The sequence below is a fragment of the Pseudomonas sp. Z1-29 genome, from assembly GCF_051131995.1.
Taxonomy (GTDB): Bacteria; Pseudomonadota; Gammaproteobacteria; order Pseudomonadales; family Pseudomonadaceae; genus Aquipseudomonas.
Genome location: NZ_CP071645.1, coordinates 5327719 through 5352760, shown reverse-complemented (window position 1 = coordinate 5352760; position 25042 = coordinate 5327719). Strand labels below are relative to the sequence as shown.

General features: G+C 61.7%; 24 protein-coding genes. 9 read left to right on the top strand and 15 right to left on the bottom strand.

Annotation, left to right across the window (positions count from 1 at the left end):
• Positions 1 to 35 precede the first annotated feature (35 nt).
• From purD to J3P84_RS24345, 13 genes are all read right to left on the bottom strand, one after another.
• A complete protein-coding gene (gene purD, locus J3P84_RS24405) occupies positions 36 to 1331 on the bottom strand; it encodes a phosphoribosylamine--glycine ligase (protein ID WP_434626312.1) in 1296 nt (431 codons plus the stop codon).
• 148 nt (positions 1332 to 1479) lie between these two features.
• Positions 1480 to 3087 carry a bifunctional phosphoribosylaminoimidazolecarboxamide formyltransferase/IMP cyclohydrolase gene (gene purH, locus J3P84_RS24400; protein WP_434626311.1) on the bottom strand — a complete coding sequence of 536 codons (1608 nt, stop codon included), beginning with the start codon at positions 3085 to 3087 and terminating at the stop codon, positions 1480 to 1482.
• Positions 3088 to 3170: 83 nt separating this feature from the next.
• Complete coding sequence (fis, locus tag J3P84_RS24395) at positions 3171 to 3491, bottom strand: DNA-binding transcriptional regulator Fis (protein WP_025211617.1); 321 nt, start codon at positions 3489 to 3491, stop codon at positions 3171 to 3173.
• The gene (gene dusB, locus J3P84_RS24390) at positions 3488 to 4495 is read right to left on the bottom strand and encodes a tRNA dihydrouridine synthase DusB (protein ID WP_434626310.1); all 1008 of its coding nucleotides are present in this window, start codon (positions 4493 to 4495) and stop codon (positions 3488 to 3490) included. The genes fis and dusB overlap by 4 nt, the downstream gene beginning before the upstream one ends.
• Before the next feature lie 184 nt (positions 4496 to 4679).
• Positions 4680 to 5909, bottom strand: coding sequence for a DUF3426 domain-containing protein (locus J3P84_RS24385; protein ID WP_434626309.1), 1230 nt, complete (start codon positions 5907 to 5909; stop codon positions 4680 to 4682).
• Positions 5910 to 5939: 30 nt separating this feature from the next.
• Complete coding sequence (gene prmA, locus J3P84_RS24380) at positions 5940 to 6818, bottom strand: 50S ribosomal protein L11 methyltransferase (RefSeq protein WP_305497077.1); 879 nt, start codon at positions 6816 to 6818, stop codon at positions 5940 to 5942.
• Positions 6819 to 6969: 151 nt separating this feature from the next.
• Positions 6970 to 8328: an acetyl-CoA carboxylase biotin carboxylase subunit gene (gene accC / locus J3P84_RS24375; protein WP_007971365.1), complete on the bottom strand. Its 1359-nt coding sequence runs from the start codon at positions 8326 to 8328 to the stop codon at positions 6970 to 6972.
• Between the two features lie 17 nt (positions 8329 to 8345).
• On the bottom strand, positions 8346 to 8810 hold the full coding sequence (accB, locus tag J3P84_RS24370; RefSeq protein WP_053118072.1) for an acetyl-CoA carboxylase biotin carboxyl carrier protein: 465 nt from the start codon (positions 8808 to 8810) through the stop codon (positions 8346 to 8348).
• Between the two features lie 48 nt (positions 8811 to 8858).
• Positions 8859 to 9311 carry a type II 3-dehydroquinate dehydratase gene (gene aroQ / locus J3P84_RS24365; RefSeq protein ID WP_305497076.1) on the bottom strand — a complete coding sequence of 151 codons (453 nt, stop codon included), beginning with the start codon at positions 9309 to 9311 and terminating at the stop codon, positions 8859 to 8861.
• A 197-nt stretch (positions 9312 to 9508) separates the two neighbouring features.
• Positions 9509 to 9961, bottom strand: a complete 453-nt coding sequence (locus J3P84_RS24360; RefSeq protein ID WP_434626308.1) for a hypothetical protein — start codon at positions 9959 to 9961, stop codon at positions 9509 to 9511.
• Positions 9939 to 10403 carry a polymorphic toxin type 44 domain-containing protein gene (locus J3P84_RS24355; RefSeq protein ID WP_434626307.1) on the bottom strand — a complete coding sequence of 155 codons (465 nt, stop codon included), beginning with the start codon at positions 10401 to 10403 and terminating at the stop codon, positions 9939 to 9941. Before J3P84_RS24355 ends, J3P84_RS24360 begins: the two co-directional genes overlap by 23 nt.
• Positions 10404 to 10546: 143 nt before the next feature.
• Positions 10547 to 11149, bottom strand: coding sequence for a methyl-accepting chemotaxis protein (locus tag J3P84_RS24350; RefSeq protein ID WP_370871141.1), 603 nt, complete (start codon positions 11147 to 11149; stop codon positions 10547 to 10549).
• A gap of 1396 nt (positions 11150 to 12545) precedes the next feature.
• Positions 12546 to 14216: a diguanylate cyclase gene (locus J3P84_RS24345; RefSeq protein WP_434569935.1), complete on the bottom strand. Its 1671-nt coding sequence runs from the start codon at positions 14214 to 14216 to the stop codon at positions 12546 to 12548.
• 429 nt (positions 14217 to 14645) lie between these two features.
• Between J3P84_RS24345 and J3P84_RS24340 the strand changes: the two genes are divergently transcribed.
• The 6 genes from J3P84_RS24340 (at position 14646) to J3P84_RS24315 (ending at position 21302) form a co-directional block, all read left to right on the top strand.
• Positions 14646 to 15713 carry a DUF2333 family protein gene (locus tag J3P84_RS24340; RefSeq protein ID WP_434569934.1) on the top strand — a complete coding sequence of 356 codons (1068 nt, stop codon included), beginning with the start codon at positions 14646 to 14648 and terminating at the stop codon, positions 15711 to 15713.
• A gap of 3 nt (positions 15714 to 15716) precedes the next feature.
• Positions 15717 to 16274: an NUDIX hydrolase gene (locus J3P84_RS24335; RefSeq protein WP_434602708.1), complete on the top strand. Its 558-nt coding sequence runs from the start codon at positions 15717 to 15719 to the stop codon at positions 16272 to 16274.
• Positions 16275 to 16445: 171 nt separating this feature from the next.
• Complete coding sequence (locus J3P84_RS24330; RefSeq protein WP_434626306.1) at positions 16446 to 16817, top strand: translation initiation factor Sui1; 372 nt, start codon at positions 16446 to 16448, stop codon at positions 16815 to 16817.
• A 208-nt stretch (positions 16818 to 17025) separates the two neighbouring features.
• On the top strand, positions 17026 to 18939 hold the full coding sequence (gene speA / locus J3P84_RS24325; protein ID WP_039593533.1) for an arginine decarboxylase: 1914 nt from the start codon (positions 17026 to 17028) through the stop codon (positions 18937 to 18939).
• Between the two features lie 246 nt (positions 18940 to 19185).
• Positions 19186 to 20508 carry a type VI secretion system Vgr family protein gene (locus J3P84_RS24320; RefSeq protein ID WP_434626305.1) on the top strand — a complete coding sequence of 441 codons (1323 nt, stop codon included), beginning with the start codon at positions 19186 to 19188 and terminating at the stop codon, positions 20506 to 20508.
• Positions 20505 to 21302 (top strand): DUF4123 domain-containing protein, encoded by a 798-nt coding sequence (locus J3P84_RS24315; RefSeq protein WP_434626304.1) that lies wholly within the window; start codon positions 20505 to 20507, stop codon positions 21300 to 21302. The genes J3P84_RS24320 and J3P84_RS24315 overlap by 4 nt, the downstream gene beginning before the upstream one ends.
• Positions 21303 to 21307: 5 nt before the next feature.
• Here J3P84_RS24315 and J3P84_RS24310 read toward each other — a convergent pair whose 3' ends face one another.
• Positions 21308 to 22657 (bottom strand): MATE family efflux transporter, encoded by a 1350-nt coding sequence (locus tag J3P84_RS24310; RefSeq protein ID WP_434626303.1) that lies wholly within the window; start codon positions 22655 to 22657, stop codon positions 21308 to 21310.
• A 222-nt stretch (positions 22658 to 22879) separates the two neighbouring features.
• Positions 22880 to 23173 carry a hypothetical protein gene (locus tag J3P84_RS24305; protein WP_305497064.1) on the bottom strand — a complete coding sequence of 98 codons (294 nt, stop codon included), beginning with the start codon at positions 23171 to 23173 and terminating at the stop codon, positions 22880 to 22882.
• 164 nt (positions 23174 to 23337) lie between these two features.
• On the opposite strand from J3P84_RS24305, the gene J3P84_RS24300 reads away from it, so the two are divergent.
• Genes J3P84_RS24300 through J3P84_RS24290 form a run of 3 tightly spaced genes read left to right on the top strand, consistent with a single transcriptional unit; the run spans position 23338 to position 25022 of the window.
• Positions 23338 to 23643, top strand: a complete 306-nt coding sequence (locus J3P84_RS24300; protein WP_434626302.1) for a MazG-like family protein — start codon at positions 23338 to 23340, stop codon at positions 23641 to 23643.
• Positions 23640 to 24389 (top strand): methyltransferase, encoded by a 750-nt coding sequence (locus J3P84_RS24295; protein WP_434626301.1) that lies wholly within the window; start codon positions 23640 to 23642, stop codon positions 24387 to 24389. The genes J3P84_RS24300 and J3P84_RS24295 overlap by 4 nt, the downstream gene beginning before the upstream one ends.
• 24 nt (positions 24390 to 24413) lie before the next feature.
• Positions 24414 to 25022 (top strand): DUF4136 domain-containing protein, encoded by a 609-nt coding sequence (locus tag J3P84_RS24290; protein WP_434626300.1) that lies wholly within the window; start codon positions 24414 to 24416, stop codon positions 25020 to 25022.
• Positions 25023 to 25042 lie beyond the last annotated feature (20 nt).

Genomic DNA, 25042 nt, shown 5'->3' with positions numbered 1-25042 from the left:
AGGGCCATGGCCCTCTGCCTGGCTGAACGGCCGGGTTATTCCTGGTTTTCGCCACGCTCACGGGCAATGGCTCGGTAGCCAATGTCGTTGCGGTAGAAGCAACCTTCCCAATCAATCTGCGCGGCAAGCCGGTAGGCCTGCTGCTGGGCCGCATCGACACTGGCGCCCATGGCCGTGGCGCAAAGCACGCGACCACCGGCGGTGACCACCTGTCCATCCTTCAGTGCCGTGCCAGCGTGGAACACCTTGCCTTCCAATTGCGCGGCGGCGTCCAGGCCTTTGATGGCGCTGCCCTTGGCATAGTCGCCTGGATATCCACCCGCCGCCAACACCACGCCAACGCTTGGACGCGGATCCCATTGGGCTTCAACCTTGTCCAGCGCCTGGGCCAGGGCCGCTTCGACCAGCAGCACCAGGCTCGATTGCAGGCGCAGCATCACCGGCTGGGTCTCAGGATCGCCGAAACGGCAGTTGAATTCGATGACTTTCGGGTTACCTGCCTTGTCGATCATCAGGCCAGCGTAGAGGAAACCGGTGTAGACGTTGCCTTCCTCGGCCATGCCGCGCACGGTCGGCCAGATCACCTGGTCCATCACGCGCTGGTGTACCTCGGTGGTGACTACCGGAGCGGGGGAGTAGGCGCCCATGCCGCCGGTGTTCGGGCCGCTGTCGCCGTCGCCGACACGTTTGTGGTCCTGGCTGGTGGCCATCGGCAAGACATTCTTGCCGTCGACCATGACGATGAAACTGGCTTCCTCGCCATCGAGGAATTCTTCGATGACAACCCGCGATCCGGCGTCACCAAAGGCGTTGCCGGCGAGCATGTCACGCACGGCATCTTCGGCTTCGGCCAGGGTCATGGCAACGATCACGCCTTTGCCGGCGGCCAGGCCGTCGGCCTTGATCACGATCGGTGCGCCTTTTTCGCGCAGGTAAGCCAGTGCCGGTTCGATTTCGGTGAAGTTCTGGTAGTCGGCGGTCGGGATCTTGTGACGCGCCAGGAAATCCTTGGTAAACGCTTTCGAACCTTCCAGCTGCGCGGCCCCGGCGGTCGGGCCGAAGCAATCCAGGCCGCGAGAGCGGAACAGGTCGACCACGCCAGCGACCAGCGGCACTTCCGGGCCGATGATAGTCAGCGAGACGTTCTTCTCGGCGAAGTCGGCCAGTTGTTCCAGGGCCAGCACGTCGATGGCAACGTTTTCGCACTTGGCTTCGATGGCGGTGCCGGCATTGCCCGGTGCGACAAAGACCTTCTGCACGCGCGGATCCTGAGCCACTTTCCAGGCCAGGGCGTGTTCACGGCCACCGCTGCCAATGATCAAAACATTCATTTCAAAAACCTCAAATTCTGTAAGGCGCTGCTGGAGCGCTTCATGTGGGAGCGAGCCTGCTCGCGAAAGCGGTGTATCAGGCAACATCAACGTCGCTGGTAGATTGCATTCGCGAGCAGGCTCGCTCCCACATTTCGATCAGGTTGGATCAGTGACGGAAGTGGCGCATGCCCGTGAAGACCATTGCGATGCCGGCTTCATCTGCGGCGGCAATCACTTCGCTGTCACGCATTGAACCACCCGGCTGGATCACCGCCGTGATGCCGACCTTGGCCGCGTTGTCGATGCCATCGCGAAACGGGAAGAACGCATCGGAGGCCATGACGGCGCCCTGAACCTGCAAACCGGCGTGCTCAGCCTTGATCGCAGCGATGCGGGCCGAGTTGACGCGGCTCATCTGGCCGGCGCCGACACCGATGGTCTGGCGGTTCTTGGCGTAGACGATGGCGTTGGACTTGACGTACTTGGCGACTTTCCAGGCGAAGATAAGGTCGTTGATTTCCTGCTCGCTCGGCGCGCGCTGGGTCACGACCTTGAGGTCCTCGCTGCCGATCATGCCGATATCGCGGCTCTGGACCAGCAGGCCGCCATTGACGCGCTTGTAGTCCCAGGCCGGCGCGCGGTCGGCCGACCACTGACCACAGGCCAGCAGGCGAACGTTGGCCTTGGCGGCAACAATGGCGCGGGCTTCTTCGCTGACGGAAGGGGCAATGATCACTTCGACGAACTGGCGCTCGACGATGGCCTTGGCGGTCTCGGCGTCCAGCTCGCGGTTGAAGGCGATGATGCCGCCGAAGGCCGACTCGGTATCGGTGGCGTAGGCCAGTTCGTAGGCCTGGCGGATGCCGCCCTCGGCGTCCGGGCTTACCGCGACGCCGCATGGGTTGGCGTGCTTGACGATCACGCAGGCTGGCTTGACGAAGCTTTTCACGCATTCCAGCGCGGCGTCGGTGTCGGCCACGTTGTTGAACGACAGTTCCTTGCCCTGCAATTGGGTCGCGGTGGCGATGCCGACTTCGGCTGGCTTGGCTTCCACGTAGAACGCCGCGCTCTGGTGCGGGTTCTCGCCGTAGCGCATTTCCTGGGCCTTGACGAACTGGGTGTTGAAGGTGCGCGGGAATTCGCTGCGGCCTTCGGTGCTCAGGGTCTCGGCCGCCTGGTTCACGGTGCCCATGTAGTTGGCGATCATGCCATCGTAGGCGGCGGTGTGTTCGAAGGCCTTGAGCATCAGATCGAAGCGCTGGGCGTACGTCAAACCACCGGCCTTGAGGTTTTCCAGGACGCCGGCGTAGTCGCTGGCATTGACGACAATGGCCACGTCCTTATGGTTCTTGGCCGCCGAGCGGACCATGGTCGGGCCACCGATGTCGATGTTCTCGATGGCGGTCGGCAGGTCGCAGCCGGGCTTGTTGATGGTTGCTTCGAACGGGTAAAGGTTGACCGCCACCAGATCGATCGGCTTGATGCCGTGTTCGTTCATGATGGCGTCATCGATGCCGCGACGACCGAGGATCCCTCCGTGGATCTTCGGGTGCAAGGTCTTGACCCGACCGTCCATCATTTCCGCGAAGCCGGTGTAGTCCGCAACTTCCACCGCGGCGACGCCGTTGTCCTGCAGCAACTTGAAGGTCCCGCCGGTCGAGAGAATCTCGACGCCCAGCTGTTGCAGCTCGCGGGCGAATTCAAGGATCCCGGTCTTGTCGGAGACGCTGATCAAGGCGCGGCGGATCGGCAGGCGGGTGGTCTGGTCGGTCATTTCAATTTCCATCAAAAGCAAGGGAAGTCAGCAAAAAAGGCGACCGTTTTTTACGCGGGCGCCTTTCTGGTTTGATTGAATGCTTACAGCAGATCGTACTGCTTGAGTTTCTTGCGCAGGGTGCCGCGGTTCAGGCCCAGCAGCTCACTGGCCTTGGTCTGGTTGCCCTTGACGTAGTTCATCACGCTCTCGAGCAGCGGTGCCTCGACTTCGGAAAGCACCAGGTTGTACACATCCGTGACGGCAGCGCCCTCAAGGTGGGCGAAATAATTGTGCAGCGCCTTCTCGACGCTCCCGCGAAGGGTCTGGCCTTCTTCGCTGGGCGTGTTGAGGTGCTGTTTCAAATTCACGTTGTCGCTCACGGGTGTTATTCCACTCACTAAAGTCTCGGTCATCATCGTCATGCGGCCACCCCTTCGTCCCCTGTCAGGCTCTTGTAACGTTCGGCGAAAAACGCCTGAACGTCGGCGCATTGTGCTTGCGTACCATCCAAACGATTGAAACGGGCGCGAAACTCCCTGGCGCCCGGCAGGGTTGCGAGATACCAGCCCACATGCTTGCGAGCGATGCGTACGCCCATGACTTCGCCATAGAAGGCGTGCAGCGCGGCCAGATGCTCTAGCAGAATACGTTCCACCTCGGACAATTGCGGCGCAGCGAGCTTTTCGCCGGTGCGCAGGAAATGTTCGATCTCACGAAAAATCCATGGCCGCCCCTGGGCGGCCCGGCCGATCAACAGGCCGTCGGCACCGGTCGCGTCCAGCACGTACCGGGCCTTTTCGGGCGAATCGACATCGCCGTTGGCAAACACCGGAATGGACACCGCCTGCTTGATCGCGGCAATGGTGTCGTACTCGGCTTCGCCGGTGTACAGGTCGGCACGGGTGCGGCCATGCACCGCCAGCGCCGTGATACCTGCCTGTTCGGCGATCTTCGCCACCGTCAGGCCGTTCTTGTTGTCCCGGTCCCAGCCGGTGCGGATCTTCAGGGTCACCGGCACATCGACTGCGGCGACAACTGCCTGCAGGATCTCGGTGACCAGTGCTTCATCCTTCAACAGCGCCGAGCCTGCGGCCTTGTTACAGACCTTCTTCGCCGGGCAGCCCATGTTGATGTCAATGATCTGCGCCCCCAGCTCGACATTCGCCCGGGCCGCCTCCGCCAGCATCTGTGCGTCGCCACCGGCGATCTGTACCGAGCGGGGCTCGGGATCGCCTTCGTGGATCATGCGCAGACGCGATTTGCGGGTGCTCCACAGACTCATGTCGCTGGTGACCATTTCCGAGACCACGAGACCGGCGCCCAATCGTTTGCACAACTGACGAAAGGGCTGATCGGTAACGCCCGCCATCGGGGCGAGGACCAGACCGTTCTGCAATGTATATGGGCCGATGCGTACCGCCGACATAGGACTTCCCTGAAGTGGGGCCGGATCATGAGACTTCGAAAAAGGGTTGGCATGATACCCGCTCTCGATGACTGGATAAAGGTCGAATTGGATAAAATCTGAACAGCTATTCTGTTATCGCCAGCGGTTTGGTCTGGGTGGGTCGAGTCAGAAAGCTGCCGTCAATCAATCGGCCCTGGCGGCTTCATTCGGGTGAATGAAAGCTCAGGCTGTAGTTCACCGCTTTCGGCCCCGGATCGAGGATATCCAGGGCGATATGGATCGGCGTCTGCGGCGGCATTTCCCCCCGGCCTTCGAGATCGCCGCCCAGGTACTCGCCTGGCTTGAAGCGACGGCTGGCGATCAGGTGACCGTTGAGGTCGGCAAAACGCAACTCCAGCAGCGGGAACGGCTGGGAGAAGGGCGCGCGATTGTAGATGATCGCATCCACCACCAGGGCGCCGCTGAATTCCGGATGGCTGCGCACCACCAGGTTGCTGCTCTTGATCTTGGCGATGTCGACCTTGGACGGGACATCGCAGCCAATGACCGGGCAGATTTGCAGGAACCACGGACGGTACTGGTCCTGGCGGGCCAGTTCTTCGAAATGGTAGGCGATGTACTGGCCGGCCAGCGCTGCCGCGCCGAGCAATATCAACAGGCTCCAGAGCAGGCGACGGCCCCAGGGCGAGCGGCGTTTGCGCCAGTCCAGTTGCAATGGATCATCGTCCAGGTCTTGCAGGGCTTCAGCGCGTATCCCCGGCTCATGGCGCTCGCGCTTCTTGCGCGGCGTTGCCGCAGGCTCCGGCTCGTCATCCAGGTCGTCGGTGGCGGACAGGCGCTCGAGGTGTTCGTGCGGCTCGTCGTCCGGCGTGAGGCTGAGCGGGGCGACGGGTTCGTCGTCCGGCTCCAGGGGCTCAAGGGCCAGGGACAAGGAAGGTTCGGTCCGTGGCGGCCGGGCGGGCTCATGAGGCTCGAACGGCTCGACCGGAATTTGCAGGGCGCCTTCGGCGCGCTCGTCGGGGGCTTCGCTATAGAGGCTGTCGGACCAGGCTTCCTGCTCCTGCGGAAGCTGCTCGCGCTGGGCGCTCAGGTTGTCTTCGCGACGCCGGCCAAAGCTGTCCGGGGCGCGCTTTTCGAGGCGCTCCAGACGCGCCAGCTCCTTGTCCAGGTCATCGAGGTCGAGCTCGGCGGCGCTCCATTGTTTCTGGCTGATGGCGCGGGGCGGCGGTGTATCGACGGCTGGTGCGGCGAGCGGCGCGAGTGGGGGCGCAACGGTCTTGGCCGTGCGCTGTTCGAGCAATTGTCGCGCGGCGTTGAACACCTGCAGGCACGAGCCGCAGCGAACCACCCCGCGTGCCACGCTCAATTGAGCATGGCTGACACGAAAACTGGTGTGGCAATGCGGGCACTGGGTGACGAAGCTGTCGGTCATGCGGCAATCCGGTCGATACAGGCGGCCATTCTAGCGCCGACGTCCAGTGATGCGCACCCAGCCATCGCGATTGGCAATCGGGTCCAGGTCGAAATCCCCGGCGTAGGCGGCGGCGACTTCTTCGCCCTGTTCCGCCAGGATGCCCGACAGCGCCAGGCGTCCGCCCGGCTTGACCAGGCTGGACAGCTGCGGTGCCAGCGACACCAGCGGGCCGGCGAGGATGTTGGCTACCAGTACGTCGGCCTGTACTTGGGGCAGGTCTTGGGGCAGATACAGCGGGAAAAGTGCTTCGGCAATGTTGTTGCGTCCGGCGTTGTCGCGGGACGCTTCCAGGGCCTGGACATCAATATCGGTGCCGACCGCTTCCTTGGCGCCCAACAGCAGCGCGGCAATAGCCAGGATCCCCGAACCGCAGCCGAAGTCCAGTACGTGGCAGTCCTTCAGGTCCTGGCCGTCGAGCCACTCCAGGCACAGCGCGGTAGTCGGGTGGGTGCCGGTGCCGAACGCCAGGCCCGGGTCCAGCAGCAGGTTGACCGCGTCCGGCTCCGGTGCGGCATGCCAGCTCGGCACGATCCACAAGCGCTGGCCGAAGCGCATCGGCTGGAAGTTGTCCATCCAGCTGCGTTCCCAATCCTGGTCCTCGATCACTTCGCTGTGGTGCTCGGGTAGCGGGCCGCCGGTCAGCAGCTCCAGGTGAGCAAGCACGCTGGTGGCTTCGGTGCCACCCTCGAACAGGGCCAGCAGGTGGGTGTGAGACCACAGCGGGGTGGTGTTGAGTTCCGGCTCGAAGATCGGCTGGTCTTCGGCATCCATGAAGGTGACCGAAACGGCGCCAACTTCAAGAAAGGCGTCTTCATAGGTTTCGGCTTGTTCCGGGCTGATGGCCAGACGTACTTGCAGCCAAGGCATGGCGGGCACCTTTGGAAAATGATGATTGCAGCCTAGCGGCCAGCGAAGCGCGCAAGTTTACGCGAGCGCAAAGCTTTTGTGGGAGGGTTTGCGAAACCTGCAGAAACGACAAAGCCGCCCGAAGGCGGCTTTGTCTGGTGCGGGTTGAGGCTTAGTGCTTCTCGCCAGCCAGCTTGTGCTCGAGGTAGTGAATGTTCACGCCCCCTTTGCAGAAGCCTTCGTCGCGGGTGAGGTCGCGGTGCAGCGGGATGTTGGTCTTGATCCCGTCCACCACGATCTCGTCCAGCGCATTGCGCATGCGCGCCATGGCTTCGTCGCGGGTTGCCCCGTAAGTGATCAGCTTGCCGATCAACGAGTCGTAGTTCGGCGGAACGGCATAACCGCTGTACAGGTGCGAATCGACGCGAACGCCGTTGCCGCCCGGGGCATGGAAATGCTTGACCGTGCCAGGGCTTGGCATGAAGGTTTTCGGGTCTTCGGCATTGATCCGGCATTCCAGCGCGTGACCGCGGATGACCACGTCATCCTGAGTGAACGACAGCTTGTTGCCAGCGGCGATGCTGAGCATCTCCTTGACGATGTCGATGCCGGTGACCATTTCCGAAACCGGATGCTCCACCTGAACGCGGGTGTTCATTTCGATGAAGTAGAAACGACCGTTCTCATACAGGAACTCGAAAGTACCCGCGCCGCGGTAACCGATATCGATGCAGGCCTTGACGCAGCGGGCCAGGACTTCCTGGCGAGCCTGCTCGTCGATGCCTGGTGCCGGCGCTTCTTCGAGGACCTTCTGGTGACGACGCTGCAGCGAGCAATCGCGGTCGCCGAGATGAATCGCCTGGCCTTGGCCGTCGGACAGTACCTGGACCTCGACGTGACGTGGGTTGGTGAGGAATTTTTCCAGATAGACCATCGGGTTGCCGAACGCCGCGCCTGCTTCGGAGCGGGTCAGTTTTGCCGAGGAAATCAGGTCTTCTTCCTTGTGCACCACACGCATGCCGCGACCACCACCGCCGCCAGCGGCCTTGATGATCACCGGATAGCCGACTTCGCGACCGATGCGCAGAGCGGTTTCTTCGTCTTCAGGCAGCGGGCCGTCGGAGCCCGGAACGGTTGGCACGCCGGCAGCGATCATGGCGTGCTTGGCCGAGACCTTGTCGCCCATCAGGCGAATGGTTTCGGCTTTTGGGCCGATGAAGGCAAAACCGGAGTTTTCCACCTGTTCGGCGAAGTCGGCGTTTTCCGCGAGGAAACCGTAGCCAGGGTGAATGGCGGTAGCGCCGGTCACTTCGGCGGCGGCGATGATCGCTGGGATGTGCAGGTAGGAGTGCGCAGCCGACGCCGGACCGATGCAGACGGATTCATCCGCCAGGCCCAGGTGCATCAGTTCTTTGTCGGCCTTGGAGTAAACGGCGACGGTCTTGATGCCCATCTCTTTGCAGGCACGCAGAATCCGCAGGGCGATCTCACCGCGGTTAGCGATCAGAACTTTTTCCAACTTCGCAGTCATCAAAGGCTCTCCGCGGTTCAAACGATGGTGAACAGCGGTTGGTCGTACTCAACCGGCTGGCCGTCTTCGACGAGGATGGACTCGATCACACCGCTGGTTTCAGCTTCGATGTGGTTCATCATCTTCATGGCTTCGACGATGCACAGGGTGTCGCCTTTCTTCACGGTCTGGCCAACTTCAACGAAGGACGGCGAGCTCGGGGAAGACTTGCGATAGAACGTGCCCACCATCGGCGAGCGAGCAACAGTGCCGTTCAGCGTCGGCGCGGCCGGTGCGGCAGGTGCCGCGGCGGCAACTGGCGCAGCTGCTGGAGCAGGTGCAGCGGCTGGCGCTTGCATCGGTGCCGGTGCATAGAACTGCTGGGCCGGGGTCTTGCTGTGGCGGCTGATGCGTACGGACTCTTCGCCTTCCTTGATCTCGAGCTCGTCGATGCCGGACTCTTCCAGCAATTCGATCAGTTTCTTAACTTTACGGATATCCATGAATCATCAACTCCCAAGGGTCGGTCAGGGGCGTTTAACGCTTGTTGTTCAAGCTGTTGCCTGTTTTTCAAGCTGCTCTAGAGCGGCCTCCAGGGCCAGTCGGTAACCGCTGGCGCCAAGGCCGCAGATCACGCCTACTGCTACATCGGAGAAGTAGGAGTGATGGCGGAAAGGTTCGCGTTTGTGCACGTTGGACAAATGCACTTCGATGAATGGGATGCTCACTGCCAGCAGCGCGTCACGTAATGCGACGCTCGTATGTGTAAAAGCCGCGGGATTGATCAGAATGAAATCCACGCCTTCGCCGCGCGCGGCATGGATGCGGTCGATCAATTCATATTCGGCATTGCTTTGCAGGTAGAGCAAATGATGGCCGGCGCTACGGGCCCGTTGCTCCAGGTCCTGGTTGATCTGGGCCAGTGTCACGGCGCCATAGACGCCCGGTTCACGGGTGCCCAGCAGGTTCAGGTTGGGTCCGTGCAGGACCAGAAGGGTCGCCATCTGCTGTTCCTTGTTGTCTGTGAGCAGGTGTCAGAACCCGGAGACTATGCCGCAAAGTCTTTGTGACTGTCCAGTTCCCGGCAATAGCCGGCACGTTGACCGATGTTTGCGCGAAGTTTGTGACCATGTATCTGGATTCGGTCACTCACGATCGGAATACTGCGCCACACCTGTGGGAGCGAGCTGGCTCGCTCCCTTTACTCAGCTGGACCAGAATGCAAATAAATACTCACCGCCGTGTAGTCTTCGCCATCGGCGTTTCGGTAGAGGGTATTGCTGTGGTAGGCGTAGATCTCCTTGTCAACCAATACCGTAATCGTCTGTTCCTGAGTGTCTATGGTTACCGAATCATCCCGAGTGACAAGAAATGGCGTCGCGGTTTTCAGTTCCGAAAGTATGTCACCGTCCGCTGCCAGGGTCCGATAGACGTAGTAGCGGTAACTGAAAGGAACCGTCGCTCCGCCACGCTCATCCTTTACGCCGTAGATAAATGCATCCTGAGACAAAGGTTTTCGTAATACGACCTCTGTCAACTCAGGCGTATTTGGACGGAAAAAACACGTCCAACTGGTGTAAGCCAGCGCGAGGGCAAGCACTGTGCACAAGACAGCGAGAAGGGCAGGTTTTTTAGTAGTTTCTGAATTTGGCATATTTTACCCCTTCCTTGATCCATCGCTGATCTCCCGGATCGTCGCCGAAGGGGGCTTGCCCCCACCATGTCCCGAATTCCGCCGTGGTCGTTCCTGCTCGACTTTGGGCCAAGCCTGCTGCCCGTAAAAGAACGTCTTCGCTGAAGCCTGCTGCGGTTCCGGTGGCGCCGTAGTTGAAATTTCCAAAGGCTTCATATTCCGCGGATAGTTTCTTGTAGTCCCAAGGGCCACGATTTCTTACTTGGGTATAAAACCAAGAGTAGATAAAAGCCGATCCGGCTTTCAGAACATTTTTCTTATGGTGTGCCACGGCCATGTTTTCTTCGACAGAAACACCGAGTGGCGACGAAGGTACCCTCATTGCATGTTCCTTTTGCAATTTCTTGAAGGGCCGGGAGCCTAGCATGAGGGGGGCTGTTAAAAAATCCGTAACCTTTTTCATGCGACAACACCTATCAGGGCCCGCCCAAGGAGCCCTGTGACTTTCAACATGGCGCATCGAAAGAAACGCTGGCGGGTTCTACGGCAGATGCGCGACCCAGCGGGAGCAAGCTCCCTCGCCACAGGTTCAGTGGGCTTCTGAAATCACACCCGGAACGCCTGCACCGCCGTGTGCAAGCGCCCGCCCAGGAGCAGCAGGTTGTCGCCCTGTTCCCGGCCTTGGCCGATGCGCTGCAGGTTATCCCCGCCCAGTTGGTGGATCCGCTCGCTGTGATCGCGGATTTCGCTGACGGCGCCGCTTTGCTGGGCGGTGACATCGGCGATGCGCACCGCGGTATCGGCGATGGTCTGGATCGCCTCGACGATTTTATCCAGTGCACCATCGGCCGCCTGGGCCTGGCTGGCGGTGGCTTCGGCGTGTTCGACCTGGGCGCGCATGCCTTCCACGGACTGGCGTGCAGCCTGCTGCAAACGGGCAATCAGCGCCTGGATCTCGGCCGTGGCGCCTGCGGTGCGTTGAGCCAGGGAGCGGACCTCCTCGGCCACAACCGCAAAGCCGCGGCCCATTTCCCCGGCGCGGGCGGCTTCGATGGCGGCGTTGAGGGCCAACAGGTTGGTCTGGTCGGCAATCGAGCGGATGACGGTCAGCACGCCGCCGATGGTCGCCGACTCCTCAGCCAGCTGTTCGATCATTTGCGCATTGCCCTGCACTTCGCCGACGAGCGAGTGCAAGCCGGCGAGGCTCATGCCGATCACTTTCTGGCCTTGCTCCACGGCATGGCCCGCACTGCGACTGGCATCCGCGGCCTGGCTGGCATCGCCGGCCACTTGCTGGATGGTCGCTTCGAGCTCACTGAGGGAGTCGCGGATCAATGCCGTGTCACCGGCCTGGTCTTCGGCACCGCTATGCAATTCGCCACTGAGCTCGGCCAGGGTCCGGCTGCTGCCGGCCACCTGTTCGGCGTTCAGGCGGATGGTACCGACCAGATCCACCAGATAGGCGCGCAGGCGATTGAGCGAGGCTTCGATGTCCTGCAATTCACGGTTGCTGGCGCCGACACGGATATCGCCACTGAAATCGCCTTCGGCCCAAGTGGAAAGGGCCGGCGCCAGGCGGGTCAAGGTCCGGGCCAGGCGTCGCTGCAAGGTATCGATAAGAAGGGCGATCAGCAGAATCAGGCCGATCATCACCCCTTGGATGACCCGTACTTCGCCCTGGATCTGCCCATGTTGGGCACGGACCGCAGGCTCCATGGCGTCGATTGCCTGTTGCACATCGGTGGTTTTCAAGTGCGTGGCATCGGCCAGCTCGGTGCGTTTCTGGATCAGTTCGCGCGTGCGCGCCAGTTCCGCGGGATAACGCCCGAGCAGGCTGTTGAGTTCGCGCTTGAGGGCAATCCCGGCGTCTTCGGCGGCGGCCTTTTCCTCGGTTTCCAGACCCATCAGCGCGGCGAAGTCATCGCTGCCCGATTCGTTGCTGGCGGTGACGCCGAGCAGCGGCAGACTGTTCAGTTGCTGGGCCTGGGTGCGGACGTTGGCCAGTTCCCGTTCGACATCGGCGGCCAGTTCACTGCGGCCGCTGCTGACCAGTTTGTCCCGGGCGAGTGACAACCGGCCCAAATGCTGTGAGGCAGCAAACAGCGGCGGCAGATAAGCCGGCGCGCCGTTGGCGTACTGGGCAAGTTGGTCCAGGCTGGCGCTCAGCTCACGTTCAGCCTGCAACAACAGGGCCTGTGGATCAGCCGCCAGTTTGCCGGCGGCCAGCAGGTCGGTCTTGCTGAAACCGTCAAGGTTCGACAGGCTCGGGCTTAGCGTCCTGGCCAGGTCCGGCGGGAACTGGTCCAGATCTTTTTGCAGGGTTCCCAGGGCCTGGGTGGCTGCGCTGAGGCGCAAGGCGTCGCCGCTGGCCAGGTAATCTTCGATGTTGCGCGCCACTTCGCCCTGGAACTGCCGCGACAGGCCCAGGTAACGTTCCATCAGCAGATAAGGACGCTCCAAGGCAATCTGCGACCACCATAGGGTGGCGCCGAGGCCAAGGCATACGGCAACTAAAAGAACAGTGTTGAGGTTGGTCAGCAGCTTCAGGCGCATCAAGGGTCTACCGGGGGCAGAATCGTAAGTGCCTGAAGTTATTGCGTTTGCGTTACACGTTTATGACCGAATCAGTCGATTCCGATGAAAAGGTGGCACTTTGCTTTGATTGCCTGGCGCTCTGCACCCGATTGCGCCCGGCGTGCTTGGCACGGTACAGCGCCTCGTCCGCCTGGCTGGCCATCATCAGGCTGTCGGACTCTTCGCTCATCTCCACCACCCCGGCGCTGAAGGTGCACCACAAGTCCTGGGGTTGGGCCGGGTAGTGAATCTCGGCAAAGCGCTGGCGGATTTCGTCCAGCACTGTGCAGGCGGCATCAATGTCGGTGTCGGGCATGACGATAGCGAACTCTTCGCCGCCGTACCGGCCGATGAAATCGGTCTTGCGCAAGCGTTGCTTGAGAAACAGCGCCAGGCTCTTGATCACCCGGTCGCCCATAGGGTGGCCGTGGCTGTCGTTGACCCGTTTGAAATGGTCGATATCGAGCATGGCGAAGCTCAAGGGCTTGCCCTCACGGCGGGCGCGGAAGCTGCAGTCTTCGAGCAATTGCAGGATATGGGTGTGGTTGTACAGGCCGGTGAGGCTGTCGCGCACCATCCGCGCCTTGAGATTGCGGGCCCGTGCTGCACGGTTGCGCACGGTGGTGATCAGGTGCCTGGGCTTGATCGGTTTGGTCAGGAAGTCATCACCGCCCTCGCTCATGGCGTCGAGCTGTTTGTCCAGGTCGTCTTCGGCGGACAGGTAAATGATCGGCACGCTGACGTAGCGGTCGTTGTGGCGGATCACCTTGGCCAGTTCCGTACCGGTGCAGGCGGGCATGTACATGTCGAGGATGATCAGGTCGGGCTGGAAGTCCGCCAGCTCGGCCATGGCCTGGATCGGCTCGATCAGCGTGCGCGTGACAATGCCGGCGCTGTTGAGCAGGCGTTCGGTGTGCAGGGCCTGGGCGCGGGAGTCATCGATGATCAACACTTTGTAGGGTTCGTACTGGGCGACGCAGGTCAGCACTTCGATTTTTTCCAGCAGGCTCGAGGCCTCCAGCGTGCCGGTGAGAAACTCCTGCCCGCCGGCGCGCACGGCGGCCAGCCGCGTTGGTGTATCGGTTTCCAGCAAACTGAAAAACAATAGCGGCAGTGGTTGATCCAGGCCTTCCTGGGCTTGGGCAGCCAGCTTCAGGCCCACGCCCGGGCCGCTGAAATCCACGTCCATGACAATGGCCGCAGGCAGGCGCTCGACCATCGCGGCCCGGAATGCCGCGACGCTGTCCAGGGACTGGGCGCTGAGGCCGAAGAATTCCAGTTGCTTGGCCAGCCGTTCGGCACGGTCATGGTCTTGCAGCAATATGTAGATGGGCTTGCGCAGCGGTGGCAGGAAGGTCTGCTCGAGCTGGTCGCCATGGCGCAAGCCGGTGCGGGACAGGCGTTGCATCAAGCGGTTGATCTCGGTGATCAGCTGGCTGCTCAGGCGCCCGCGATTGGCATCTACCGCTTGCAACGACTGGCCGATACCTTGGGCAAGCTGGCAATGCTCAGGTTGCTCGAAACGCTCGGCAAAGCGCAGCAGGCGCAGATTGGCTTCACTGAGCTCCGACAGGTCGGTACTGGACCATTCGCTGCGTTGCAGGCGCTGCCATATCTCCAGGATCTGGCGAGCCTGATGAATTACCCGCTGGGCAAAGTGGTGCTTGAGGCGCTCGCGGCTGGGGTCTTCTGGCTCGGTCATATCCTGACTACTAGTTAGGGGGCATGCTGAGATCGACTGGTGGCTCTATGCTAGCACCTCTTTTCCCTTACATGAGTGTTCTACATCAATAATCTGCCAGGAGGCGCCATTCAGTTTCTGACCTGTCGGTCTGGAATTGCCTTTGCGGACGTGGTGACAGCCCTATAAATAAAGGTCTTCAGGGGTTTCCAATAGCCGATCCAAGCTATTTCGGTACGGCACAACGACGCGGCTTCGGGATGTTGCTTGCGCTTTTCTCCGACGTTGTTTCTTCAATTTTCCAGCGGATGAGGTTCAGGGATTCCCCTAGGCGGGTCTTTGTCTCGTGGCGGTAATTCTCCGATAAGCCCAACGACGGATGCCGGCCAAGGCACGTTGATGTAAGGTTGTGGTCGAACCGTGAACTCAAGTGATTGAAGGGACATCGCCATGCTGGACTGGAAGAACCGCGCGGGCAGCGCGCCTGAACGCGCCGCCGAACCGAAATCGGACACCCGCAGCTATCTGGGTGGGCTGTTTTTCAGTCGGGCGCTGGCCACGCTCATTGGCCTGTACCTGCTGGTGACTATTGCAGTCGGCTGGTATTGGAGCCAGGAGCCCGAGTTGTTTCCGGTACAGCAGAACGCCCAGGCAGCGGCCGAGAAGGATGGCCGGCAGATGGTGGTCGGCTACACCACCGTGGAAACCCTCAAGACCGTCGCCGGAACCTTGCTGACCAAGCAGGGCGGCTACATTTCCAACGACCGCTTCCCGCCAGGCCTGTGGATGGACAACATGCCCAGTTGGGAATACGGCGTGCTGGTGCAGGTCCGCGACCTGAGCCGTGCCCTGCGCAAGGACTTCGCCCGTTCCCAGTCGCAGTCCGCCGAAGACGCCGACCTGGCCAAGGCCGAGCCGCGCTTCAACTTCGACAACCGCAGTTGGGTGCTGCCGTCCAGCGAATCGGAATACCAGGAAGGCATCAATTCCTTGAGCCGTTATCAGGCGCGCCTGTCCGATCCAAGTCAGAAAAGCGCGTTGTTCTACGCCCGCGCCGACAACCTGAACAACTGGCTGGGGGATGTCGGTACGCGCCTGGGGTCGCTGTCCCAGCGCCTGTCTGCCAGCGTCGGCCGGGTCAAGCTCAACACCTCGCTGAAGACCGAGGTCCCGGCGCCAGGCCAGGTGCCGCAGGTTGACGAAGAGGTGGTCGAGACACCTTGGCTGCAAATCGACAACGTGTTCTACGAGGCTCGTGGTCAAGCCTGGGCGCTGTCTCACTTGTTGCGCGCCATCGAGGTGGATTTCGCAGACGTGCTGGCGAAGAAGAACGCGACGGTCAGCGTGCGGCAGATCATTCGCGAACTGGAGGCTTCACAGGAGCCGATCTGGAGCCCGATGATTCTCAACGGCAGCGGCTTCGGGGTGTTGGCGAACCACTCGCTGGTCATGGCCAACTATATTTCTCGCGCCAATGCGGCGGTGATTGACCTGCGGCAATTGCTCAACCAGGGCTGAAGGATGGACGAAAGCACCCGGGAGGACGCTCATCGAGTGGCCTCGGATGCCGAGCTGATCGCTTGGGTCGACGAAGACGACAATCTGCTCGGCAGCCTGGTGCGCTCGGATCTGCGCGAGCGAGGCCTGATCGGACGCGGCACCTACATCATGCTGTTCAATTCGGCGGGCGAGCTGTGCGTTCATCGAAGGACTTTGAGCAAGGCTATCTACCCCGGCTATTGGGATGTCGCGGCAGGGGGAATGGTTCAGGCCCACGAGACGTACGCCGAGTCGGCGGCGCGCGAGCTGGCCGAAGAATTAGGCGTGAGCGGCGTCGAATTGGTCGCCCACGATCATTTCTATTTCGAGGACGCCGGCAGTCGCCTGTGGTGCGCGGCGTTTTCCGCCGTGTGGGACGGGCCGTTGGTCCTGCAACCGGAAGAAGTCCTGGAAGCGCGCTTTCTGCCCGTCGAGCAGGTGCTCGATGAAATACGCCACAAACCGTATTGCCCGGACTCCCTGGCGGCGCTTGGGCGCTATTTGCGCGCCCGTGAGCGCGGTGTCGCAAAGAAGCTGTAAATTGGCGCTGATTGGCCCTTAGCAAGTGGGCTTTTTGTCGTTACACTGCGCGACTTTTCAAGCTTGGCCGACTTCGTTCGGTCCAGCTGCGCTGCCCCTGCCTGAGTGGGGCTTCGCGGTCGAGGCACTTTCGCCCCTCGACCAGTCTTTGTCCTCCGAAGAGGATTGCCGGTGGCCAAAAAAGCCGCATCCTTCGCCGCCCTGGGCGGCCTGGTATTTTCTACCGACGCCGGTCGTCATTGCCCTGATTGCCGCCAGCCGGTGGATGCCTGCATCTGCAAACAGACCGCCATACCCGCCGGAGACGGCATCGCTCGCGTACGCCGCGAAAGCAAAGGCCGAGGTGGCAAGACGGTGACCACGGTCACCGGCGTGCCGCTGGCCGAGGACGCGCTCAAGGAACTGGCAACGACGCTGAAAAAGCGCTGTGGTACCGGCGGCGCGTTGAAGGATGGCGTCATCGAGATCCAGGGCGATCACGTCGAGCTCTTGCTGGCGGAACTCACCCGACACGGTTTCAAGGCAAAGAAGTCCGGCGGCTAGCAGCTTCTGTGAAACCCACCCTGGCTTGATCCGGACCTCGGTTTGCGATCGCCCACATGGTTTTCACAGAGCCTGTTCTGAACGGGGTTCTAAACTCAGCGCTGCGGGCAGGGTCTACCTGCTTACAGGCAAATCGTCATTTCCATTCTCTAGACTGCGCCAGCCTCCGACCGGATGGTGCATTTTGACTTCTTTATAGGGGACTTCGATGTCCGTACGACGCACACGAAAAGACGATGGCAGCCAATGGACAGTTGCGGACAGCCGCAGCGTTTATGGGATCCGCCATTGGGGGGCCGGGTATTTCGCGATCAATGAAGCCGGTCGCGTCGAAGTCCGTCCGAACGGCCCCGACAGTTCGCCGATCGATTTGTACGAGCAAGTCGACCAGTTGCGCCAGAGTGGCCTTTCGTTGCCGTTGTTGGTGCGCTTCCCCGATATCCTGCAAGATCGGGTGCGTCAGCTCACCGGCGCGTTCGACAGCAACATTGCACGCCTGGAATACCAGAGCCAGTACACCGCGCTTTACCCGATCAAGGTAAACCAGCAGGAGGCGGTGATCGAAAACATCATCGCCACCCAGAATGTCTCCATCGGCCTGGAAGCCGGTTCCAAGCCCGAGTTGCTGGCAGTGCTGGCCCTGGCGCCAAAGGGCGGGACCATCGTCTGCAATGGCTACAAGGACCGCGAGTTCATCCGCCTGGCGCTGATGGGCCAGAAGCTGGGCCACAATGTCTTCATCGTGATCGAGAAAGAGTCCGAAGTCGGCTTGGTGATCGAAGAGGCTGCGTCGCTCAAGGTCAAGCCGCAGGTCGGTCTGCGGGTGCGCCTGTCGTCCCTGGCATCGAGCAAATGGGCCGATACCGGTGGCGAAAAATCCAAGTTCGGCTTGTCCGCCGCGCAGTTGTTGTCGGTGGTCGAGCGCTTCCGCGGCGCCGGCCTCGACCAGGGCATCCGCCTGCTGCACTTCCACATGGGCTCGCAGATCGCCAACCTGGCGGACTACCAGCATGGTTTCAAGGAAGCGATTCGTTACTACGGTGAGCTGCGCAACCTCGGCCTGCCGGTGGATCACATCGATGTCGGCGGCGGTCTGGGCGTCGACTACGACGGTACGCACTCGCGCAACGCCAGCTCGATCAACTACGACATGGACGATTACGCCGGGGTCGTGGTGGGGATGCTCAAGGAGTTCTGCGATGCGCAGAGCCTGCCGCACCCGCACATCTTTTCCGAGAGCGGCCGCTCGTTGACCGCCCACCATGCGATGCTGGTGGTCCAGGTCACCGACGTCGAGAAGCACCATGACGATGTGCCGGTGATCGAAAACAAGGAAAGCCTGCCGGAAACCGTGCAATGGCTGGTGGACCTGCTGGGCCCGACCGATATCGAGATGGTCACCGAGACCTACTGGCGTGCCACCCATTACATGAGCGACGTGGCTGCGCAGTACGCCGATGGCAAGCTGACCCTGGCGGAAAAAGCCCTGGCCGAGCAGTGCTACTTCGCCGTGTGCCGTCGTCTGCACAACTCGCTGAAGGCCCGTCAGCGCTCGCACCGTCAAGTGCTCGATGAGCTCAACGACAAGCTGGCCGACAAGTACATCTGCAACTTCTCGGTGTTCCAGAGTTTGCCGGACACCTGGGCGATCGGCCAGGTGTTGCCGATCCTGCCGTTGCATCGTCTCGATGAAGAGCCACTGCGCCGCGCCGTTCTGCAAGACCTGACCTGCGATTCCGACGGCAAGATCAAGCAATACGTCGATGAGCAGAGCATCGAGACCAGCCTGCCGGTCCATTCGCTCAATCCGGGCGAAGACTATCTGCTGGGCATTTTCCTGGTGGGTGCCTACCAGGAAATCCTCGGTGACATGCACAACCTGTTTGGTGACACCGATTCGGTGAACATCTACCAGAACGCCGACGGCAGCGTGTACCACGCCGGTATCGAAACCCACGACACCATCGAGGACATGTTGCGCTACGTGCACCTGTCGCCGGAGGAGCTGATGACTCACTACCGTGACAAGTGCGCCAGCGCCCGGATCACGGCGGCCGAACGCACCCAGTTCCTGGATGCCCTGCGTCTCGGGTTGACTCGTTCCTCCTACCTGTCTTCCTGACAGGGCAATAGCGCCAAGCGCAACGCCCTCCGGGGCTGTCAGAAAATACGTCGCATGCCGCGGGTATTTTCGGACAGTTCCGGAGGGCGTTTTGATTTGCGCTGTGGAAATTTCCTCACACGGGGGCAGCTAATCGGAAAGGTCCTTATTTCGTGTAGTCCCGTTCCTTACTTGTACTTGGCCCCTCTACTCGACCCGGGCTCTCGGCCAGAATGCCCGGTCGCCCCCTCCTGTAGAGAAACGCCGATGTCCTGTCCAGCCCGCGAGTCATCATTTCGTCTGGAGATAGCCGGTCTGCCCGAGTCCTTTGTTGTCGTGGCCTTCACCGGCAATGAAAACATCAGCGAACCTTTCCTGTTCGAGGTGGAACTGGTGACCAGTGACACGCCGCTGGACCTGGCGGGCCTGCTGTACCGCAGCGTCTGGTTGAGTTTCGGAAGCTGCGGCCGGGGCATTCACGGACAGCTCCACGAAGTTGTGCAGCACCGTCATGGAGGTAATTGCCATGTGCGCATCGAGCCGAAGCTTGCATACCTGGCGCAGCGCTTCAGCCAGCGGGTGTTCAGTGGCCGCTCGGTACCGCAGATCATTCGCCAGGTCTTGAGCGGGCACGGCATCGGCGGGCGCGGGCTGTGCCTGGACTTGAGCGGTGATTTTGCGACGCGGGATGTCTGTAGCCAGTACCGGGAGTCCGACCTGCAATTTCTGCAGAGGATATGCGCCGAGTCTGGTATCCGGTTCCATTTCGAGCATGCCCGGGATGGGCACTGCCTGGTTTTCTCCGATGCGCCGGGCAGTGTCTTTTCCGCTGGCGAGGTTATCTACGACGGTGACGGCCAGGCTGACGCCGTGCACGCCTTAAGCGTTCAGGCTGGCTCCGAGGGTATCGGCATACTGGCCGCCGAGGGCCAGAGCGATCTGATGCACTTGCACAGCGGCCAGACCCTGACCCTGACCGCTCACCCTTTCAAGGACTGGAACCGGCGCTGGTTATTGACCAGGGTCGAGCATCGTGGCCAGTCAGGTCGATATGCCAACCGGTTCCGAGCCATTCCCTTCGGGCTGTCGTTTGTGGCAGAAAAGGTGCCTGCGAAGCCGGTCATGGTGAGCCGGCAACGCGGATGGGTGGTAGACGTGGATGAGCCTGCAGACCAGGTGCCTGGGCGAGTGGCGGTGCAGTTCGACTGGGTCTATCAAGGGGAAGGGGCCAGCGCCAGCCATTGCTGGCTGCCGTTGGCGCCTGAGCTGGCGGCCTGCGCAGGCGATCGGATTCGTGAGGGCACCGAGGTCCTGGTGAGCTTTATCGAGGGTGACCCGGATCGCCCGCTTATCTGTGCCTTTCTCGGCCCACCGCCCCTCATGGGCACACAGCCAGCGCCAGCCAGTGCGAGTTTGTCAGAAACACCCGGGACGCCTGAAGTCGATGACCACCTGTTGTCTGCAGTGCGCGGTGGCGAGCCGCTGTTCCTGCTGTGCCTGCTGCCCGGCGCAGGGGCGTTCAACCCCTGCGCCCGGGCGGTGTGCATCTGCCGCCTGGTGACGCAACGTGGTACGGGCGCAGCGCCATGAACGCTGCCGCCATGCCTGGGGCCACGCCGCAATGGCTGCTGCTCGACGCGCCGAACGGCCGCGGAGCCGCGCAGCGCCTGCGGGAGCAATTTGCCGAGGCACGGCGCTTTCTTCTGTTCGAAAACACCGATCTTCACGAACTGAGGGACGATGGCCCGCTATTGGTTGATCTGCAGCGATCGCCAGCGCTGGCCAGTCTGTGCCAGCTGGATAGTCAATCCTGGCCGGGGCTACTGATAGTGAGCGCGGCGCCTGCCGAAGTATTGCTGACGCATTTGCGGCGCATGCTGACGGTCACGCTGGGCCTGCACTACAAGGCTTTGTTGAGCTATTACAACCCGCACACCGCGAGTTATTTTTTTGATGGTTGCGACCCTCGGGAACTCAGTTGCTGGCTGGGGCCGATCAGCCTTCTGCGCTGGTTCGGAGGCACCTGGGCTGATCGGACCATGGGCTCGGAGGGCTGGCAACAGCTCGCCAATCCTGGCTTGTCGGTGCCGGCTCTGGAGAACGAGCCGGGCCTCAGTGACAGGCAACAAAGCCAGTTGCAGGCGTGTGTATTGGAGCGTCATGTCTGGCGTTGGTCCTGCTCCATTGGGCATGACTACTGGTCGCTCTGGGAATATATGCAGCAAGGGTTGGCGCTGGGGTTCAGCGAACAGAGCGCCCTCGACGGCTGGTTGTGGCTACGCTTGCAATACCCTGATGCGCAGCCAGCGCCGGAGCTGGCTGGCGGCTCGCAACACGAGCGTCTGGAGCAGTTGCGGCGGCTATGGCAAGGCAACCAGGATTGAAGGACTCACCGGGCATTGCCACCGAGCCAGCTGTCGTGTCGTTGCAAGCGCCAGGCGAAGGTACCGAGCGTCAGGCTGCGCAAGGCCATGAACAGCAGGAAAGTGATCCACAGGCCGTGATTTCCCAATCCTTGCAGGACCCAGGCGAACGGCAACGTCAGTAGCAGGGTCAGGAGCATGCCGTTGCGCATTTCCCGGGCGCGGGTGGCGCCAATGAACAGGCCATCGAGCAGGTAGCTCGATACCGCAATCAACGGTAACGCCGCCAGATAAGGCAAGTAGTGGTAAGCGGTGTTCCGCACTTCGGTGATGTCGGTCTGCATGTCGATGAACAAATGCCCAGCAAGCAGGAACAGCAGGGCAAACCCGAGGCTGGCAATCAGCGACCAACCGCTGGCAACGACCAGCGCACGGCGCAGGGCCAGGCGGTCGCGAGCCCCAATAGCGTGGCCGCACAGTGCTTCCACGGCGTGGGCCAGGCCGTCCAGGGCGTGGGCCGTCAGCAGCAGGCCGTTGAGCAGCAGGGCATTGGCGGCCACGGTTGCGTCACCCAGACGCGCGCCTTGCACCGTGATCAGGAAAAACACCGATTGCAGCACCAGGCTGCGGATGAAAATGTCCCGGTTCACCGCCAGCAACGGTCGCCAGCTCTGCCACAAGCCCAGCGCGGCCCAGGCTATCTGCCCAGGCCAGTTGCGCAGGGTGTTGCGCGCCAGGGCCAGGCCTACCAGTGCGCCCGTCCATTCGGCGATGACCGACGCCCGGGCCGAACCGGTCACGCCCCAGTCCAGGCCGATCACGAACCAGAGGTTCAAGGCGATGTTCACCAGGTTGGTCACCAGCAGGATCGCCAGCGGCGAGCGGGCGTTCTGGGCGCCGAGGAACCAGCCGACCAGCGCATAGCTGGCCAGCGCCGCAGGCAAGCCGAAAAGGCGAGTGTGGAAGAAATCGCGGGTCAACTGGTTGAGTTCGGCGGACGGTTGCATGAAGTGCAGCGCCACGTCGCTCAAGGGAATGCCGACGGCACCGAGCAGCACCGCCAGCCCCATCGCCAGCAGCAGACCCTGCAACAACACCTGGCGCAACGCCGCGCCGTCGGCACGCCCGGCCGCCTGGGCGGCGAACCCGGTGGTGCCCATGCGCAGGAAACCCATGGCCCATGCCAGCACCGTATACAGACTCGCTCCGACCGCCACTGCGCCTAACTGATGGGCATGGGGCAAATGGCCGATGACGGTGCTGTCTACCAGCGCTACCAGCGGCACGGAAATGTTCGAGAGAATCATCGGCGCAGCCAGCGCCCAGACCCGGCGATGAGTAAGGCGGTCGCGCCAGTCGGTAATCAGCTTGGGCATGCGGGCTCCTTGAAGGAGCGCGATTGTAGCGGGTTATTGCAGCGTTTCATTCATCTGTGCGGCAGGCTTTTGTGGCGAGGGAGCTTGCTCCCGCTCGGCGGCGCAGCCGTCGCAAGACTGGGGGGCGCGGTGTTTCTGGAGAACCGCGTCAGCCCGGTTTGGGACTGCTGCGCAGTCCAGCGGGAGCAAGCTCCCTCGCCACAGGGTGTCCAAGTTGGGGGCTCAGTGAATAATCCAGCTCAACAGCCACAACCCCAGCACCAGCCAGATGATGCCCATGACGATCGACGCCCGCATGAAGGCGCGGATCGCCGAGTACAGCAGCATCAGCCCGAGGATCAGCGCAATGATGCTGATGATTGAAGTATCCATTCCCAGCGTCCGGGACAGGCCTTCGACAAAATTGCCGCCGGCATTGGCCAGGGTGTTGAACAGGCCACTGAGCAGATCGACGATAAAACGGATCACCGAACCGAGCGCCTGACCGAGCCATTCGAAAAAGCTTTCTACCTGCATGTGTGCGTCCTGATGAGAGGGAATCCACGTTGAGCCTTTTGCTCCTGAATGTAGGAGCGGTCTGGGCCGGGATCGTTCGATTATGGGGCAAACCGGCGCTTTGTATCGAGACTCTTGCCTTACCTCGTCATCCCCTCGAAGCTATGCGCATCCAGGAGAGCCCGATGAACCTTGTTGAACTGACCGAACGCCTGCATGCCATCCGTGATCGTAACGATTGGCGGCAATTTCACAGCCCGAAAAACCTGGCCATGGCCGCCAGCGTCGAAATGGCTGAATTGGTGGAGATTTTCCAGTGGTTGACCGAGGAGCAGTCACGCCAGTTGCCCGCGGAAAAACTTGCCCACGCCGGGCAGGAAATCGGTGACATCGTCTTGTACCTGTTGCTGTTGTGCAGCGAGCTGGGCCTGGACATGGATGCCGTGGTGCGCAGCAAGTTGGCCGACAGCGAACGGCGGTTCGGCCAATGAGTGATCGCCATTTCGATCAACTCGCCACGCGTTTTGCCGAAAAAATCTACGGAGGAGCCAAGGGGGCTATTCGGCTGGCCGTGCTTCAGGCCGATCTCCTTGAAGCGTTGCCGGATCACCCCTTGCGAGTGCTGGATATTGGCGCGGGGCTGGGCCACATGTCGCTGTGGCTGGCCGAGCGCGGGCATCAGGTCACCCTGGCCGAACCGGCCGAGCCGATGCTCGAAGGCGCTCGCCAACGCTTTGCCGAGGCGGGCCAGGCCGCAACGTTCATCCAGGCGCCGTGGCAGGATCTGCTCGGCCAGCTCACCGAACCCTACGATCTGGTGCTGTGCCACGCGGTGCTCGAATGGCTGGCCGAGCCCCATGCGATCCTGCCGGTGCTGCATCAGTTGACGGTGCCTGGCGGCTGGTTGTCCCTGGCGTTTTACAACCGCGATGCGCTGGTCTATCGCAACCTGCTCAAGGGGCACTTTCGCAAACTGCGTAAAAACGACATGGCCGGCGAGAAACAGAGCCTGACCCCTCAGCAACCGCTTGATCCACGAGAATTGGCGGCGCAACTTGAAGGCCTGTGGCAGGTCGAAACCCAGAGTGGGGTGCGGGTTTTTCACGACTATATGCCGGTGGAGTTCCAGGGCCGTGCAGAGCTTGCACAACTGCTGGAGATGGAACTGGCCCACCGTCGCCATCCGGCCTTTGCCGGCTTGGGACGTTATTTGCACTGGGTTTGCCGTCCCCTCTGATCCGCAAAGCAATCGGAGAGCGAAATGAAAGGTCGTTCAGGGTTAATGGTGTTGTGCCTGGGGCTGGCGGCCTGTCAGGGCAGCAACCCTTATGTCGCGACATCCAGGCCGCTGCCGCCAGCACCACCCGAGGCCGCCACGGTATTCGATCGCAGCGCCTATCCCGCGCCGCCCCGGGATTACGGGCGCTATCGCAGCTGGTCCTGGCTCAACGGCCGACTGCCACCGGGCACGGCCTGGGCGGACTCGGCGCAGGTGGCCGAAGCGGTGAGCAATGCCCTGGACCAGCGCGGCCTGCGCCCGCTGCATGACAATCGGCCGGCGGACCTCTTCGTCAGTGCCGACCTGCGCCTGGAGACCCGTGTACGCCAGGTTCGCGACGATTATGATTCGGGCTACTACGGCGGTTACAACCGATACGGGCCGGGTTATGGCATGTACAACAGCGTCCCCGTGGTACGCACTTACCGGGAGCAGGTCGTGGTGGTTCGGGTTGATCTGTTCGATGCCCGCAACAACCAGCCGGTGTGGAGTGCCAGCGCCGAGACCAGCCAGCGAGGCAGTCAGAGCGAACGTAGCGATGCCATTCGTGAGGCAGTGGAAAAGGCTCTTTCGGCTTATCCTCCCAGTTGATTACGCAACGGAGAAAAACC

Bases quoted from the DNA above. Each gene is read 5' to 3' on its own strand.
- purD (WP_434626312.1), bottom strand. From the start codon at position 1,331: ATGAATGTTTTGATCATTGGCAGCGGTGGCCGTGAACACGCCCTGGCC.
- purH (WP_434626311.1), bottom strand. From the start codon at position 3,087: ATGACCGACCAGACCACCCGCCTGCCGATCCGCCGCGCCTTGATCAGC.
- fis (WP_025211617.1), bottom strand. From the start codon at position 3,491: ATGACGATGATGACCGAGACTTTAGTGAGTGGAATAACACCCGTGAGC.
- dusB (WP_434626310.1), bottom strand. From the start codon at position 4,495: ATGTCGGCGGTACGCATCGGCCCATATACATTGCAGAACGGTCTGGTC.
- J3P84_RS24385 (WP_434626309.1), bottom strand. From the start codon at position 5,909: ATGACCGACAGCTTCGTCACCCAGTGCCCGCATTGCCACACCAGTTTT.
- prmA (WP_305497077.1), bottom strand. From the start codon at position 6,818: ATGCCTTGGCTGCAAGTACGTCTGGCCATCAGCCCGGAACAAGCCGAA.
- accC (WP_007971365.1), bottom strand. From the start codon at position 8,328: ATGACTGCGAAGTTGGAAAAAGTTCTGATCGCTAACCGCGGTGAGATC.
- accB (WP_053118072.1), bottom strand. From the start codon at position 8,810: ATGGATATCCGTAAAGTTAAGAAACTGATCGAATTGCTGGAAGAGTCC.
- aroQ (WP_305497076.1), bottom strand. From the start codon at position 9,311: ATGGCGACCCTTCTGGTCCTGCACGGACCCAACCTGAACCTGCTGGGC.
- J3P84_RS24360 (WP_434626308.1), bottom strand. From the start codon at position 9,961: ATGCCAAATTCAGAAACTACTAAAAAACCTGCCCTTCTCGCTGTCTTG.
- J3P84_RS24355 (WP_434626307.1), bottom strand. From the start codon at position 10,403: ATGAAAAAGGTTACGGATTTTTTAACAGCCCCCCTCATGCTAGGCTCC.
- J3P84_RS24350 (WP_370871141.1), bottom strand. From the start codon at position 11,149: ATGAGCCTCGCCGGCTTGCACTCGCTCGTCGGCGAAGTGCAGGGCAAT.
- J3P84_RS24345 (WP_434569935.1), bottom strand. From the start codon at position 14,216: ATGACCGAGCCAGAAGACCCCAGCCGCGAGCGCCTCAAGCACCACTTT.
- J3P84_RS24340 (WP_434569934.1), top strand. From the start codon at position 14,646: ATGCTGGACTGGAAGAACCGCGCGGGCAGCGCGCCTGAACGCGCCGCC.
- J3P84_RS24335 (WP_434602708.1), top strand. From the start codon at position 15,717: ATGGACGAAAGCACCCGGGAGGACGCTCATCGAGTGGCCTCGGATGCC.
- speA (WP_039593533.1), top strand. From the start codon at position 17,026: ATGTCCGTACGACGCACACGAAAAGACGATGGCAGCCAATGGACAGTT.
- J3P84_RS24320 (WP_434626305.1), top strand. From the start codon at position 19,186: ATGTCCTGTCCAGCCCGCGAGTCATCATTTCGTCTGGAGATAGCCGGT.
- J3P84_RS24315 (WP_434626304.1), top strand. From the start codon at position 20,505: ATGAACGCTGCCGCCATGCCTGGGGCCACGCCGCAATGGCTGCTGCTC.
- J3P84_RS24310 (WP_434626303.1), bottom strand. From the start codon at position 22,657: ATGCCCAAGCTGATTACCGACTGGCGCGACCGCCTTACTCATCGCCGG.
- J3P84_RS24305 (WP_305497064.1), bottom strand. From the start codon at position 23,173: ATGCAGGTAGAAAGCTTTTTCGAATGGCTCGGTCAGGCGCTCGGTTCG.
- J3P84_RS24300 (WP_434626302.1), top strand. From the start codon at position 23,338: ATGAACCTTGTTGAACTGACCGAACGCCTGCATGCCATCCGTGATCGT.
- J3P84_RS24295 (WP_434626301.1), top strand. From the start codon at position 23,640: ATGAGTGATCGCCATTTCGATCAACTCGCCACGCGTTTTGCCGAAAAA.
- J3P84_RS24290 (WP_434626300.1), top strand. From the start codon at position 24,414: ATGAAAGGTCGTTCAGGGTTAATGGTGTTGTGCCTGGGGCTGGCGGCC.